This is a genomic window from Streptomyces sp. 17_S59 (assembly GCF_056930295.1).
Genome location: NZ_JBXOWD010000001.1, coordinates 4,108,681 through 4,123,358, shown reverse-complemented (window position 1 = coordinate 4,123,358; position 14,678 = coordinate 4,108,681). Strand labels below are relative to the sequence as shown.

Here is a 14,678-nt window from a genome sequence, read left to right as displayed (position 1 = left end):
TCGACGGGAACTACCGAGCCGGGGCTCAGAAGTCCATGTCACCGCCCGGCATGCCGCCCGGAGCGGCCGCGGCGGCCTTCTCCGGCTTGTCGGCGATGACGGCCTCGGTGGTCAGGAAGAGCGCGGCGATGGACGCGGCGTTCTGCAGGGCGGAGCGGGTGACCTTGGCCGGGTCGATGATGCCCTCGGCGATCATGTCGACGTACTCGCCCGTGGCGGCGTTGAGGCCGTGGCCGACGGTCAGGTTGCGGACCTTCTCCACGACGACGCCGCCCTCGAGACCGCCGTTGACGGCGATCTGCTTCAGCGGGGCCTCCAGGGCCAGCTTGACGGCGTTGGCACCGGTGGCCTCGTCGCCCTCGAGGTCGAGCTTCTCGAAGACCGAGGAAGCCTGGAGCAGGGCCACGCCACCACCGGCGACGATGCCCTCCTCGACGGCCGCCTTCGCGTTGCGAACGGCGTCCTCGATGCGGTGCTTGCGCTCCTTCAGCTCGACCTCGGTCGCGGCACCGGCCTTGATGACGGCCACGCCGCCGGCCAGCTTCGCGAGGCGCTCCTGGAGCTTCTCGCGGTCGTAGTCGGAGTCGCTGTTCTCGATCTCGGCGCGGATCTGGTTGACGCGGCCCTGGACCTGGTCGCTGTCACCGGCACCGTCGACGATGGTCGTCTCGTCCTTGGTGATGACGACCTTGCGGGCGCGGCCGAGCAGGTCGAGACCGGCGTTCTCCAGCTTGAGGCCGACCTCCTCGGAGATGACCGTGCCGCCGGTGAGGATGGCGATGTCGCCCAGCATGGCCTTGCGGCGGTCGCCGAAGCCCGGGGCCTTGACGGCGACGGACTTGAAGGTGCCGCGGATCTTGTTGACGACCAGGGTCGACAGGGCCTCGCCCTCGACGTCCTCGGCGATGATCAGCAGCGGCTTGCCGGACTGCATGACCTTCTCGAGGAGCGGCAGCAGGTCCTTGACCGAGCTGACCTTCGAGTTGACGATCAGGATGTACGGGTCGTCGAGGGACGCCTCCATACGCTCCATGTCGGTGGCGAAGTACGCCGAGATGTAGCCCTTGTCGAAGCGCATGCCCTCGGTGAGCTCAAGCTCCAGACCGAAGGTCTGGGACTCCTCGACGGTGATGACGCCTTCCTTGCCGACCTTGTCCATGGCCTCGGCGATCAGCTCGCCGATCTGGGTGTCGGCGGCGGAGATGGAGGCGGTGGAGGCGATCTGCTCCTTGGTCTCCACGTCCTTGGCCTGCTCGAGCAGCGAGGCGGAGACGGCCTCGACGGCCTTCTCGATGCCGCGCTTCAGGGCCATCGGGTTGGCACCCGCGGCCACGTTGCGCAGACCCTCGCGGACCAGCGCCTGGGCGAGGACGGTCGCGGTCGTCGTGCCGTCACCGGCGACGTCGTCCGTCTTCTTCGCGACCTCCTTGACCAGCTCGGCACCGATCTTCTCGTACGGGTCCTCGAGCTCGATCTCCTTGGCGATGGACACACCATCGTTGGTGATCGTGGGGGCGCCCCACTTCTTCTCGAGGACGACGTTCCGGCCCTTGGGGCCGAGGGTGACCTTGACGGCGTCGGCGAGCTGGTTCATCCCGCGCTCGAGACCGCGCCGTGCCTCCTCGTCGAACGCGATGATCTTGGCCATGTGAAGTGGTCCTCCCAGGACGGGGTGGAGACTGCGTCCGGACCGTGTGGCGCCCGCGACGGACGGCCTGCGAGCCCTGCGGTTCCTTGCCCCGCTTGGCCCGCGGACCTCACCGACGGTCCAAATCTGTCACTCTCACTCGGAGAGTGCTAAGCCCAATGATTAGCACTCGACCCCATCGAGTGCAAGCGCCTCTGCCATCCCTGCCCCTGTAGGCGTGGCCGCACACATGGGCGGGCCTGCAAAGGGCACGCGGGCGCGGATGCGCGCGGGCATACACAAGGGGCCCGTACCTCGGCGGTACGGGCCCCTCGGCGAAGCTGTGTGGCTTGTGGCCAATGGTCGATGCGACGCGATCAGTGCGACGCGAACCGATCAGGCGGTCACCTTCACCATGTCAGCCTGCGGCCCCTTCTGGCCCTGCGAGATCTCGAACTCGACTCGCTGCCCCTCCTCGAGGGTGCGGTAACCGTCCATCTGGATCGCGCTGTAGTGGACGAATACATCCGCACCACCGTCGACCGCGATGAAGCCGTACCCCTTCTCCGCGTTGAACCACTTGACGGTGCCCTGAGCCATGCCTAACTCCCCTATTACTGGCCCTTGCACAGGACCGCACTTCGCGGACCCGGGTCATACCTCACCCCCAGACAGGTTGGGGGTGTGCGCCGGAACGCGTCGACCGCGGCTGAATGTATCTGCACGGATGCCGTCTGCAACAGGTCACACGGACGAGAAATCCGGGCGTGGCTGATCGGCCATTCATCCCGATTTCCAAAGGATTCGGGGCAAGTCGGGCCGGGCAAAATGGCCCCAATCCGGCAAATCGCGCACATGTTTCGCGCACATTTTGACGGGTTCTCATATGCGTTCGGCAGTGACACCGGAGGGGGAACGCCCCAACTGTATCGCGCTTCAACAGACGGAATCACCCCGTCCGCTTTACGGCCGGGGTGACTCCGGGAGAATTCTCAGGAACCCTTCGAAAGGGCCTTGCCGCAGGGCTTACCGCCGGTTCAGCCTCCCGCGACGGCAGGGATGATCGACACGCCCGCGCCGTCCGGGGTGGGGGCCTCCAGCCCTCCGTCGAAGCGCACGTCGTCGTCGTTGACGTAGACGTTCACGAACCGGCGCAGCTTGCCGTGCTCGTCGAGGACGCGGGCGGCGATGCCGGGGTGGTTCCGCTCGAGCGAAGCGATGACCTCGCCCAGGGTCACCCCTTCGGCAGCCACCTCGGCCTGCCCATTGGTGTAGGTGCGCAGGATGGTGGGGATGCGGACGTTGACGCTCATGGGGTCACCTGTTCTGTTGGGTTGATTGGATTAGCCCCCACCCCGCCCCTTCCCGGCTGTATCGATGTGCGGCTCCGCCGCGTGGGGGGCTTCGCCCCAGACCCCGTGACCGCGCTGCGCGCAGTCGTCCTCAAACGCCGGACGGGCTGATTTTTCAGCCCGTCCGGCGTTTGAGGACCGGGGGTCCGGGGGCTTGCCCCCGGTTACGGGAAGGGGCGGGGTGGGGAAAGACAAACGCGCCCGCCCTACCGCCCCGCCGCGCGGAACGCCTCCAGCGACGGGCGGATCGTCGCCGTCGGCCCCGCCGCCACCGCATCCAGCGTCTTCAGCCCGTCCCCGGTATTGAGGACGACCGTCGTCAGCGAAGGATCGAGCACCCCGTCCTCCAGCAGCTTGCGCGTGACGCCCACCGTCACCCCGCCCGCCGTCTCGGCGAAGATCCCCTCCGTCCGCGCGAGCAGCCGGATCGCCTCGACCACCTGCTCGTCCGTGACGTCCTCGACCGCCCCGCCCGTCCGCCGCGCGATGTCCAGCACGTACGGCCCGTCCGCCGGATTGCCGATCGCCAGCGACTTCGCGATCGTGTCCGGCTTCACCGGCCGCACCACGTCGTGGCCGTCCTTGAAGGCCCGGGAGACCGGCGAGCAGCCCGTCGCCTGCGCCCCGAAGATCCGGTACGGGCGGTCCTCGACCAGCCCCAGCGCGATCAGCTCCTTCAGCCCCTTGTCGATCTTCGTGAGCTGGGAGCCGGAGGCCACCGGCACCACGATCTGGTCCGGCAGCCGCCAGCCCAGCTGCTCACAGATCTCGTACGCGAGCGTCTTCGAGCCCTCGCCGTAGTAGGGGCGCAGGTTGACGTTGACGAAGCCCCAGCCCTCCCCCAGCGGATCGCCGATCAGCTCGCTGCAGAAGCGGTTGACGTCGTCGTACGTCCCCTCGATGCCGACCAGGTCGCCACCGTAGACGGCGGCCATGACGACCTTGCCGGCCTCCAGGTCGTGCGGGATGAAGACACAGGACTTGAAGCCGGCACGCGCGGCCGCCGCGCCCACGGCCCCGGCCAGATTGCCGGTGGACGAGCAGGACAGGGTCGTGAAGCCGAAGGCGCGCGCGGCCTCGACGGCGATCGCGACGACGCGGTCCTTGAAGGAGTGCGTGGGGTTGCCGGAGTCGTCCTTGACCCACAGGCCCCCGGTGACGCCCAGTTCGCGCGCGAGGTTGTCGGCCTTGACGAGCTTGGTGAAGCCGGGGTTCAGGTTGGGCTTGTCCGCCACGTCGGCGGGGACGGGCAGCAGCGGCGCGTACCGCCAGATGTTCGGCGGACCGGCCTCGATGCGCCGGCGCAGCCCCTCCGGGTCCCCCTCGGGAAGCTCGTACGCGACCTCGAGCGGACCGAAGCAGACCGCACAGGCGAAGACCGGGCCGAGCGCGAAGCGTTCGCCGCACTCGCGGCAGGAGAGGGCCACGGCAGGGCCCAGGGAAACGGAAGCCGTAGAGATTTCAGCCGTAGAGCTTTCAACAGCGTGGACAGCAGCGTGGACAGCCATGCAGGCGAGGCCCCTTCTCCTCATCTTCCTCACGACGAATCTCGCCGTGAGACGGAATTGGCACCTTCCCCGCCGGGAGCCTCGCGTCGGATGACTGACCGAGACCGGCTGGAGGGTTGCCGGGGCTTCAACGGGCCGTGTCCCTCTGCCCCTCTGGATGAGCGGTATGGCGCTGGGCGGAACCCAGGCTTTTGTGCGCACGACGACCCCGGCATGCGGGAGTCGTCCGCGTTGTTCAAGACTGTAACGGAGAGCACGGACCCTTGAGAGGTCCGTCCGAACCGCGAGATGCGTCACAACACGCGCAACACACAAGAGGAGTCGTGCACGTGCTGGAAGAGGTGGAGCGCTGGCTGGCCCGGCGGTCCTGGTCCGCAGCAGACCGTCCGCTCGACCAGCTGCTCGCTGCGAAAGGCGACTCCGGCACGACGGTCAGCGTCGTGCTGCCCGCGCTGAACGAAGAGGCGACGGTCGGCGAGATCGTGTCCGTGATCCGCCGGGAGCTGATGTCCGAGGCCGTGCCTCCCCCATCGCCTGAAGGGCATGGGAGGTGCCCCCTCGTGGACGAGCTGGTGGTGCTGGACTCGGGCTCCACGGACCGCACCGCCGAGGTCGCGGCGGCGGCCGGGGCGCGGGTGGTGGCCCGCGACGAGATCCTGCCGCGGCTGCCCGCACTGCCCGGCAAGGGCGAGGTGCTGTGGCGCTCGCTGCTGGTGACCAGCGGCGACGTCGTCTGCTTCGTGGACGCGGACCTGAAGGACTTCTCCGCCGGCTTCGTCTCCGGGATAGTCGGCCCGCTGCTGACCGACCCGGACGTCCACTTCGTCAAGGGGATGTACGACCGCCCGCTCGGCGAGGTCTCCGGCCAGGGCGGCCGGGTCACCGAGCTGGTGGCCCGCCCGCTGCTGAACCTGCACTGGCCGCAGCTGGCGGGGTTCGTGCAGCCGCTGGGCGGCGAGTACGCGGCGCGGCGCTCGCTACTGGAGAAGCTGCCGTTCCCCGTGGGGTACGGGGTGGAGCTGGGCCTGCTGGTGGACGCGCTGCACACGGTGGGGCTGGACGCGCTGGCCCAGGTGGACGTGGGGGTGCGCAAGCACCGTCACCAGGACGGCCGCGCGCTGGGCCGGATGGCCGCCGCCATCTACCGCACCGCGCAGCTGCGGCTGGCCCGCGGCCATCTGGTGCGTCCGGCCCTCACCCAGTTCGAACGCACGGCGGAGGGATTCGTGCCGCGAACGTACGAGGTGGACACGCTGGAGCGGCCACCGATGACCGAGATACCGGAGTACACCCGGCGGCATGCCGCTTAAGCGTACGTTTGAGCGGTTCACCGGACGGCAAGGCTGCCGACATGGTCGATGAGCACGTGCACCCCGCCCCGATCGTCGTCGCCTCCAACCGCGGCCCGGTCTCCTACCGGCTGCTCCAGGACGGGTCGCTCGCGGCGGGCCGGGGCGGCGGCGGGCTGGTCTCCGGCCTCAGCGCCATCGGGCCCGGCGCCGGGGCGGTGTGGGTGTGCGCCGCGATGAGCGCCGTGGACCGCGAGGCGGCCCGGCGCGCCGGGCGAAGACTCGCCGCGGCCGACACCGGCGGCCACCTGGTGCGGATGCTGGACATCCCGCCGGACACCTTCGCCGCCGCGTACAACGGCGTGGCCAACTCCGTCCTGTGGTTCGCCCACCACCTGCTCTGGCAGACCCCGCTCGAGCCCGTCTTCGACCGGGAGTTCCGCGCCCAGTGGTCGGCGTACGTGGCGTACAACACCGCCTTCGCGGACGCGATCGCCGAGGAGGCCGCGGAGGGCGCCTCCGTGCTCGTCCAGGACTACCACCTGGTCCTGGTGCCCGGCCTGCTCCGGCAGCGCCGCCCGGACCTGCGCATCGGGCACTTCTCGCACACCCCCTGGGCCCCGCCGGACTACTACCGGCTGCTGCCGGACGACGTGGCCGAGCAGGTGCTGCGCGGCATCCTGGGCGGCGACCGGGCCGCGTTCCTGACCCGCCGCTGGGCGGAGGCCTTCGCGGCGTGCTGTGAAGAGGTACTGGGCGCGGAGACCGAGCGCGACGCGGACGGCACGGCGACGGCGGTGCGGTTCGGGGGGCGCACGACGCGGCTCGGGGTGCACGGCCTCGGCGCGGACGCGGAGTTCCTGCGCGAGCGCGCGCACCAGCCGGACGTGGAGGAGCGGCTGGCGGCGCTGCGCGAGCGGATCGGTCCGGACCGCCTGACGATCGTCCGGGTGGACCGCACCGAGCTGTCCAAGAACATCGTGCGCGGCCTGCGCGCGTACCGGCGGCTGCTGGAGGACCGCCCGCAGTGGCGCGGCCGGGTCGTGCACATCGCCTTCGCCTACCCCTCGCGGCAGGACCTCGCGGTCTACCGCGAGTACATGACGGAGGTGGAAAGGCTGGCCGCGGAGATCAACACCACCTTCGGCACGGCCGATTGGGAGCCGGTCGCCCTCCAGCTGGAGGACGACTTCCCGCGCTCCCTGGCCGCGTACCGGCTCGCGGACGTGGCCCTGGTCAACCCCATCCGGGACGGCATGAACCTGGTCGCCAAGGAGGTCCCCGTCGTCTCCGACCACGGCTGCGCCCTGGTCCTCTCCCGTGAGGCGGGCGCGGCGGCGGAGCTGGGCGAGGAGGCGATCACCATCAACCCGTACGACGTGGAGGCCACGGCCCGCGCGCTCCACCTGGCCCTCCTGATGGACGCGGGCGAGCGCGCGGAACGCACGAAGCGCCTGGCCGCGGCGGCGACGGCGCTGCCGCCGGGGCGGTGGTTCGTGGAGCAGCTGGAGGCGTTGGGGGAGGGTTAGCCGGGGGCGGGTCAGTTGGCGGCGGGCCGGGCGTCCTCCGGACCCGGCTCGGCAGTGCCGTCCGAGGTCGTTCCGGATTTCGTGTGGAGGACTTCGCGGGCCTGGTCCGCGGAGCGGACGATGCTCTCGCAGACGAAGTCCATGAAGCGGGCGATGTTCTCGAGACGGGCGGCGGCCGGGGTGCCGGGGCCGAGGACACCGACGCCCTGCCGTGCGGTTTCGGCGAGTTGCCCGATGCCGCGGGCGCTGGCCATTGTCGACTGGTACATGACGTCGTCGTCGACGATGTAGCGCTCGCGGCGGCGTTCGTCGCGTTCCCGGCGGATCAGGCCCTGGCTTTCGAGGAACGCGACCGCCTTGGAGACGGATGCCGGGCTGACCTGGAGGCGCCGGACGAGTTCGGACGCGGTGAGGCTGCCCGCGTCGGTGGTGTAGAGGCAGGTCAGCACCCGGGCCGTCATCTTGGGCAGGCCCGATTGCATGAAGAGGGTGGTGAACGTCTCCTCGTACTCGCGCACGGCCTCGGCGTCGCGTCCGTGGGCCGGCGGGGGCGCCTCCGGGCCCCGGGGCACGGCCTGTCTGCGGCGGTGGGCGCGGCGTTCGGTGGCCCGGTGGGCGAGGTCGGCGCGGTAGGCGGTGGGGCCGCCGTTGCGCATGACCTCGCGTGTGATGGTCGAGGTCGGGCGGTCGAGGCGCCTGGCGATCTCCGCGTAGGCGAGGCCGTCGGCCAGTCCCAGCGCGATCTGCTGGCGTTCCTGCTGGGTGAGTCTGCCTCCCGGCATCGCAATCTCCTTCGTGCTCCTCGGGTGTCTCCACCATAGCGTTCACTTTCATTCCATTGCAACGCTCAGGAGCAGGACTGTTGCATTAAAACCAAAACCGTTGCAACGATTTACATGCTCTCACCTGCACTGATGCCGATTCGGCGCAACGATCCTGTTGCCACTTCCTTGAACGCAACGTAGCTTTTCCGTTGTCGGAAACACCGGCAAGCAAGCCCGAAGGAGAGCACGATGCAGAAGTTCGACACCCCCGCCCCGATCGCCGCCGTCCTGGACATCCCCGCCGGACGCATCCAGCTCATCGCCGCCGACCGCGCCGACACCACCGTCGAGGTCCTGCCCGCCAACCCCGCCAAGAGCCGCGACGTCAAGGCCGCCGAGCAGGTCACCGTCACCTACGCCGACGGCGTCCTGCAGATCCGCACCCCCGAGCCCCAGAACCAGCTCTTCGGCCCCACCGGATCCCTGGAGGTCACCGTCCAGCTGCCCGCCGGCTCCCGCATCGAGGCCAGGACCGCCGCCTCCGAACTCCGCGGCGTCGGGCGCCTCGGCGACGTCGCCTTCGACGGCGCGTACCGCCAGATCAAGATCGACGAGGCCGCGAGCATCCGCCTCACCGCGACCGACGGCGACGTCGAGGTCGGCCGGGTCAACGGCCCCGCGGAGATCAGCACCGCGAGGGGTGACATCCGGATCGCCGAGGCCGTGCGCGGCACGGTCGTGCTCCGCACCCAGTCCGGAAACATCACGGTCGGCGCCGCCCGCGGAGTCTCCGCCTCCCTGGACGCCGGCACCAGCTACGGCCGCATCAGCAACGCCCTCAAGAACGACGGCACCGCCGAACTCGACATCCGCGCCACCACCTCTCACGGCGACATCACCGCCCGCAGCCTGTAAACCCGCAGCCAGTAAAAGGGGGCACTTCTCATGACCGACCTGGCCATCGCGGCGAACGGGCTGTGCAAGTCCTACGGCGACAAGACCGTCCTCGACGGCATCGACCTGGCCGTCCCGCAAGGAACGATCTTCTCCCTGCTCGGCCCGAACGGTGCCGGCAAGACCACCGCCGTCAAGATCCTGTCCACCCTCATCACCGCCGACGCCGGCGACCTGCACGTCGGCGGCCACGACCTCGCCACCGATGCACAGGCCGTGCGTGCAGCGATCGGTGTCACCGGGCAGTTCTCCGCCGTCGACGGTCTGATCACCGGGGAGGAGAACATGCTCCTCATGGCGGACCTGCACCACCTGTCCAAGCGCGAGGGACGGCGGGTCACCGCCGAACTCCTTGAACGCTTCGACCTGGTGGAGGCCGCGAAGAAGCCCGCCTCCACCTACTCCGGCGGTATGAAGCGCCGCCTGGACATCGCCATGACCCTCGTCGGCAACCCGCGGATCATCTTCCTCGACGAGCCGACCACCGGCCTCGACCCCCGCTCCCGCCACAACATGTGGCAGATCATCCGCGAACTCGTCTCCGGCGGCGTCACCGTCTTCCTCACCACCCAGTACCTGGAGGAAGCCGACGAACTCGCCGACCGCATCGCGGTGCTCAACGGCGGCAAGATCGCGGCCGAAGGGACCGCCGAGGAGCTGAAGCGGCTCATCCCCGGCGGACACATCCGGCTCCGCTTCACCGACCCGGCCGCGTACCGGTCCGCCGCCTCAGCGCTGCACGAGGTGACCCGGGACGACGAATCCCTCGCCCTGCAGATCCCCAGCGACGGCACCCAGCGCGAACTGCGCGCCATCCTCGACCGGCTGGACTCCGTCGGCATCGAGGCCGACGAACTCACCGTCCATACCCCCGACCTCGACGACGTGTTCTTCGCCCTGACCGGCAGCGCCGACATCCCCAACCAGTCCAAGGAGACCGTCCGATGAGCTCCCTCACCCTCGCCGTGCGCGACTCCTCCATCATGCTGCGCCGCAACCTCCTGCACGCCCGGCGCTACCCCTCCCTCACCCTGAACCTCCTGCTCACCCCGGTCATGCTGCTGTTGCTGTTCGTCTACATCTTCGGCAACGCGATGAGCGGCGGCGCGGGCCGCTCGGCCTACGTCACCTACCTCCTGCCCGGCATCCTGCTGATGACCATCGGCTCCACCGTGATCGGCACCGCGGTGTCCGTCTCCACCGACATGAGCGAGGGCATCATCGCCCGCTTCCGCACCATGGCCATCCACCGCGGCTCCATCCTCATCGGACACGTCATCGGCAGCGTCCTGCAGTCGGTCATGAGCGTGGTCCTCGTCGGCGCCGTCGGCGTGGCCATCGGCTTCCGCTCCACCGGTGCCGGCGTCCTGGAATGGCTCGCGGCGTTCGGGCTGATCGCCCTGTTCGCCCTGGCGCTCACCTGGATCGCGGTCGGCATGGGCCTGGTCAGCCCGAACGCCGAGGCCGCCAGCAACAACGCCATGCCGCTGATCCTCCTGCCGATGCTCTCCAGCGCCTTCGTCCCGCTGCACTCCATGCCCGGCTGGTTCCAGCCCATCGCCCAGTACCAGCCCTTCACCCCCGCCATCGAGACCCTGCGCGGACTCCTCCTCGGCACCGAGATCGGCAACAACTGGTGGATCGCGCTGGCTTGGTGCCTCGGCCTCGCGGTGCTCGGCTACCGCTGGTCGGCCTCGAAGTTCGACCAGGACGCGAAGTAACGCCATGGCGAGGCGGGCCACTTCCCGCACCCCGTTCCGCCCAGGGCGGCGTACACCGGCACCGCGCCGGAGTACGCCGCCCCGTTCGCATGCGAGGACCGCATCGTCCCGGCTTAGGAGAGTCCTTCGAGCCGCGCCGCCACCTCGTGCGGCCCGCCGGACCAGCCGTCCGTGTAGCGGGGCTTGTCGCGTCCCCAGCGCCGGTCCCGGAAGGACAGCAGAATGCCGGCCGCGTCGTGCAGGCCGTGCCGTTCCCGGCCCAGCAGCTCGCGGACGGCCACCAGGGCGGACAGCACGGGCACGTGGCGCACGACGAACCACTCCTCCACCGCCGTCATCCCGCCCGCCTCGTACACCTCCCGCACACTCGACGTCAGGTCGTCGAACGCGGCCGCCAGCCGGGCGTACGTCCCCTCCTCGGCGGGCGCGTAGGAGGGCGCGAGGGCCACGGCGAGCCGCAGCGCGCAGTCGTCGACGCCGTCCGGCAGCGCCGGGCGGTCCTTCTGGAACTCGAACCAGTCCACTTCCTCCGCCGCGGACACGATGCCGGGCAGCTCGGCGCCGTACCCCTCCATGAGGAGGACCCGTTCCAGCAGCTCGTACGGCAGGGGCGTGCTCTCCGCGAGGAGCACCGCGTCGTAGAGGTCCTTGGCCTCGGGGTGGTTGTCGGTGACCAGCCAGAGGAGCTTCCAGACGAGCGAGAGCCCCCGGCTCGCGCCCATGACGGCGACCGGCTCGCCGGAGCCGTACCGGGGCACCTCCGTGCGCACGGCGGGGGCGGGCAGCGGCTCGTTGAAGACGAAGTCCAGCTGGACGGTGCCCGGCGGGACGCCGTCGGCGGCCGCCGTCCAGGGCAGGACGAGGCGGCGGCCCGGCACCCGGTCGTAGGTCCATATCTCGTCGCTCGCCGCGCCCGCCGCGTCGATGCGGACGGGGCTGCCGGGCTCGTGCGACAGCGCCTCGGCGGCGCGGGCGATGCCGTCGAGCAGCGGGTCGGTGCGCTCGTCGTCGAGCTGCCAGGTGTCCGGTACGACCACGAAGTCCAGGTCGCCGGGCTCGCGCGCGGCGTCCCCGAACCACGCCTTCAGCAGCATGCTGCCGCGCAGCACCAGGTGCTCGGCCCACTCGGAGCGGGCGACCGCCGCGAGGGCGAGGTCCAGGGCGTGCCGCCGGGCCGCGAACCAGGCCGCGCCGGTGGCCGCATCGGCGAACCGCGGCTCGCTGAGCCGCATGCCCAGCACGTGGTGGTTGGCCGCCGGGTCGTACACCGGCCGCTGCTGCACGCCGTCGCCGGGCACGGGCCGGAGCGTCGGCGGCAGGTCCTTCTCCGCGCAGGTCTCGTCGTCCGGCGGGGTCTGCGGGACGATCGTGTCGTCGCTCCAGGGCCCGTAGCCGAAGCGCTCCCAGGGTGTCGTCGTCATGCGTGCGTACCTTCCGCTTCCTCGTCGATCCAGCCGGCGTCGAGCGACTCGTCACTGTCGTGGACGACGAACTCCCGCTCGACGGAGAGCATTTCGCCGCAGTGCGGCTCCATCGCCTCTATCGCTTCGGTCAGCGCCCGCAGCCGCGCCTCCGCGGTGCGGCGGCCGACGAGGCGGCAGCGCTGGGTGACGAACCGCTCCGCCCGCCCGTCCGCGCGCACGCGCCGTGCGTTGCGCGAGACGTGCGCGGCGTGGCGGACGGCGATGGGGGCGAGGTCTGCGAGGTCCGCGCCGGGGGCGAGCAGCAGCTTGATGTGGTGCTCGAAGTAGTAGCGGGCGCCGAGGGCCACGGCTTCGTCGTCGCTGTCCGGCACACCCTCGGCCCAGGGCGCCGCCTCGATCTTCGTACGAACGACCTCGAACCCGGCGGCGTGCAGCGCGAGCACGGCGCTCTCGACGGCCTCGCGCACGGCGGGCAGCGCCCCGTCCCGGCGCAGCGTGAGCATGGGCTGGCTCGGCGTGCGCCCGCGCTCCAGCACGATGTGAGTGAACTTCATGCCGTGCGCGGCAGCGTGGGCCTCCAGCGCAGGGATGTCGCCGCGGACGGTGAGGTGGGCCTCGAAGTCGCCGGCGAAGGGCGGGGCGGGGGTCGTGCTCGGTATCACCCGGGAATGATCTCAGGCCCCCGGGGCGCCCCGGCCGGAGCGCCCCGTGATGTTGATCGCGGTCATGGTCATTTCAATACGGATCACTTACAGTCCGACTCCCACCAGATCGCCAACTCCCCACCCGAACGGGATGTTTCATGTCCATCACGCGCAGATCCGTGCTCAAGGGCTCATCGGCCGCCGCAGCCGCGTCGGTCGTCGGAGCGGCCGGTGAGGCGACCGCCGCGGAGCCGGGAGCCGCCCAGGCGCCGTCCACCGGCCCGCTGCTGCTGAACAAGCCGCACCGGCTGGGCGCGCCCAGCGTGCTCGGCATCCACTTGCAGTTCGGCACCGACCCCTCGACCGAGATGACCGTCTCCTGGATCACCCCGCAGTCGGTGCGGCGGCCGCAGGTGCGGCTGGGGTCACCGGACGGCGGGCACGGCGGGCGGGTGGCCGACGCCGAGACGAGGACGTACCGCGACGGGCTCTCCAAGGAGGAGGTGTACGTCCACCACGCGCGTCTCACCGGCCTCCGCCCGGCGACCACCTACCTGTACTCGGCCGGGCACGACGGCGCGACCCCGGAGACGGGCTCATTCACTACGGCCCCGCGCGGCCGCAGCCCCTTCACCTTCACCAGCTTCGGCGACCAGGCGGCCCCCAACCTGCGGCGCGTGATCCACCTTCCCGACGGCGTCCCCTCGCCCGTCAACCGCTTCCCGCTGCACACCAGCAGCCAGGTCGGCTCGCCCGCCTCCGCGGACATCGTCTCCGCGGTCGAGCGGGTGGGCCCGCTGTTCAACCTGGTCAACGGCGACCTCTGCTACGCGGCGATCGCCGGGGCGTGGGGGACGAGCCGGACGGCGACCTGGGCGGACTGGTTCATCAACAACAGCCGCTCCACCCGGCTGCGCCCCTGGATGCCGTGCGCGGGCAACCACGAGAACGAGAAGGACAACGGCCCCATCGGCGCCGCCGGCTACCAGACGTACTTCTCGTTGCCGGAGTCGTCCGCCGCCTCGGACGAGGAGACCCGGGGCATGTGGTACGCGTTCACGGTCGGCGCGGTCCGCTTCATCAGCCTCGCGAACGACGAGGTGGCCATCCAGGACGGCGGCGACACCTACATCCGCGGGTACTCGGGCGGCGCCCAGCAGCGCTGGCTGGAGCGCGAGTTGAAGGCGGCGCGCTCGGACCGCGGCATCGACTGGATCGTCGTGTGCATGCACCAGCCGATGATCTCCAGCACGAAGTCGGGCAGCGGCAGCGATCTGGGGGTGCGTACGGCCTGGGGCCCGCTGTTCGACGCGTACGGGGTCGACCTGGTCGTCAGCGGCCACGAGCACCACTACGAGCGCTCGCACCCGGTGCGCGGCAGCCTCCCGAACGACACCCGCACCCCGGTGCCGGTCGCCACGCGGACGGATCTGATCGACACCGACAAGGGCACGGTCCACATGGTCATCGGGGCGGGCGGCAACATCGCCACGACCCAGGACGATCTTTTCGAGAAGCCGCAGGGCAGGGTGACGGTCGGCCTGAGCGACAAGGTGACGCCGTCGGGGCACAAGGAGTCGGTGGCGCTGGTCGAGGATGCCCCCTGGGCCGCGGTCCAGGACCGCAAGTACACGCACGGCTTCGCGGCGTTCGACGTCGACCCCGGGGATCGCAAGAGCGGGCGGACCAGGATCCGGGTCACGTACTACACGTTCGACGGGCCGCATGGCGATCTGACGCCGGTCGACACGTTTACGTTGGAGCGGACGCGGGCGGATGCGGGGCGCTGACGGCAGGTGAAACCCGTGCCCGTGCGCTCTGGGCGCACTCCCGACCGCCCCCGGGAAGGCGGTGGCACCCCCTGCT

General features: G+C 70.5%; 13 protein-coding genes and 1 riboswitch. Of the genes, 6 read left to right on the top strand and 7 right to left on the bottom strand.

Translation table 11 applies throughout. From position 1 onward, the window contains the following. Positions 1–25 precede the first annotated feature (25 nt). The 4 genes from groL to thrC all read right to left on the bottom strand — a co-directional run bounded on the left by groL (position 26) and on the right by thrC (position 4,511). On the bottom strand, positions 26–1,648 hold the full coding sequence (gene groL / locus AC1Z4A_RS18645) for a chaperonin GroEL (RefSeq protein WP_483680283.1): 1,623 nt from the start codon (positions 1,646–1,648) through the stop codon (positions 26–28). Positions 1,649–2,023: 375 nt separating this feature from the next. Then, on the bottom strand, positions 2,024–2,227 hold the full coding sequence (locus AC1Z4A_RS18640) for a cold-shock protein (RefSeq protein ID WP_004954158.1): 204 nt from the start codon (positions 2,225–2,227) through the stop codon (positions 2,024–2,026). Positions 2,228–2,664: 437 nt separating this feature from the next. Then, a complete protein-coding gene (locus tag AC1Z4A_RS18635) occupies positions 2,665–2,940 on the bottom strand; it encodes a MoaD/ThiS family protein (RefSeq protein ID WP_483680281.1) in 276 nt (91 codons plus the stop codon). Positions 2,941–3,185: 245 nt separating this feature from the next. Then, the gene (gene thrC / locus AC1Z4A_RS18630; RefSeq protein ID WP_483680279.1) at positions 3,186–4,511 is read right to left on the bottom strand and encodes a threonine synthase; all 1,326 of its coding nucleotides are present in this window, start codon (positions 4,509–4,511) and stop codon (positions 3,186–3,188) included. Beyond that, positions 4,505–4,651, bottom strand: a riboswitch (SAM riboswitch). It overlaps the preceding gene by 7 nt. Positions 4,652–4,816: 165 nt before the next feature. Here thrC and AC1Z4A_RS18625 point away from each other — a divergent pair. Together AC1Z4A_RS18625 and AC1Z4A_RS18620 are read left to right on the top strand one after the other, a co-directional pair. Beyond that, positions 4,817–5,797 carry a glucosyl-3-phosphoglycerate synthase gene (locus AC1Z4A_RS18625; protein WP_483683636.1) on the top strand — a complete coding sequence of 327 codons (981 nt, stop codon included), beginning with the start codon at positions 4,817–4,819 and terminating at the stop codon, positions 5,795–5,797. A gap of 41 nt (positions 5,798–5,838) precedes the next feature. Beyond that, on the top strand, positions 5,839–7,305 hold the full coding sequence (locus tag AC1Z4A_RS18620) for an alpha,alpha-trehalose-phosphate synthase (UDP-forming) (protein WP_483680277.1): 1,467 nt from the start codon (positions 5,839–5,841) through the stop codon (positions 7,303–7,305). A gap of 11 nt (positions 7,306–7,316) precedes the next feature. Here the strand turns inward: AC1Z4A_RS18620 and AC1Z4A_RS18615 are convergent, their stop codons facing one another. Next, positions 7,317–8,087, bottom strand: coding sequence for a GbsR/MarR family transcriptional regulator (locus tag AC1Z4A_RS18615; protein ID WP_483680275.1), 771 nt, complete (start codon positions 8,085–8,087; stop codon positions 7,317–7,319). 231 nt (positions 8,088–8,318) lie between these two features. On the opposite strand from AC1Z4A_RS18615, the gene AC1Z4A_RS18610 reads away from it, so the two are divergent. Genes AC1Z4A_RS18610 through AC1Z4A_RS18600 form a run of 3 tightly spaced genes read left to right on the top strand, consistent with a single transcriptional unit; the run spans position 8,319 to position 10,744 of the window. Continuing rightward, positions 8,319–8,984 (top strand): DUF4097 family beta strand repeat-containing protein, encoded by a 666-nt coding sequence (locus tag AC1Z4A_RS18610; protein WP_483680272.1) that lies wholly within the window; start codon positions 8,319–8,321, stop codon positions 8,982–8,984. 30 nt (positions 8,985–9,014) lie between these two features. Continuing rightward, positions 9,015–9,971 carry an ATP-binding cassette domain-containing protein gene (locus tag AC1Z4A_RS18605; RefSeq protein ID WP_483680270.1) on the top strand — a complete coding sequence of 319 codons (957 nt, stop codon included), beginning with the start codon at positions 9,015–9,017 and terminating at the stop codon, positions 9,969–9,971. Continuing rightward, positions 9,968–10,744, top strand: a complete 777-nt coding sequence (locus AC1Z4A_RS18600) for an ABC transporter permease (RefSeq protein WP_483680268.1) — start codon at positions 9,968–9,970, stop codon at positions 10,742–10,744. The genes AC1Z4A_RS18605 and AC1Z4A_RS18600 overlap by 4 nt, the downstream gene beginning before the upstream one ends. A gap of 113 nt (positions 10,745–10,857) precedes the next feature. Here the strand turns inward: AC1Z4A_RS18600 and AC1Z4A_RS18595 are convergent, their stop codons facing one another. Next, positions 10,858–12,165 carry a nucleotidyl transferase AbiEii/AbiGii toxin family protein gene (locus AC1Z4A_RS18595; protein ID WP_483680265.1) on the bottom strand — a complete coding sequence of 436 codons (1,308 nt, stop codon included), beginning with the start codon at positions 12,163–12,165 and terminating at the stop codon, positions 10,858–10,860. Continuing rightward, entirely contained in the window at positions 12,162–12,830 is a 669-nt protein-coding gene (locus AC1Z4A_RS18590) for a hypothetical protein (RefSeq protein ID WP_483680263.1), read from the bottom strand. The genes AC1Z4A_RS18595 and AC1Z4A_RS18590 overlap by 4 nt, the downstream gene beginning before the upstream one ends. A 140-nt stretch (positions 12,831–12,970) precedes the next feature. On the opposite strand from AC1Z4A_RS18590, the gene AC1Z4A_RS18585 reads away from it, so the two are divergent. Continuing rightward, entirely contained in the window at positions 12,971–14,602 is a 1,632-nt protein-coding gene (locus tag AC1Z4A_RS18585; RefSeq protein ID WP_483680260.1) for a purple acid phosphatase family protein, read from the top strand. The last annotated feature ends 76 nt before the right edge of the window (positions 14,603–14,678 follow it).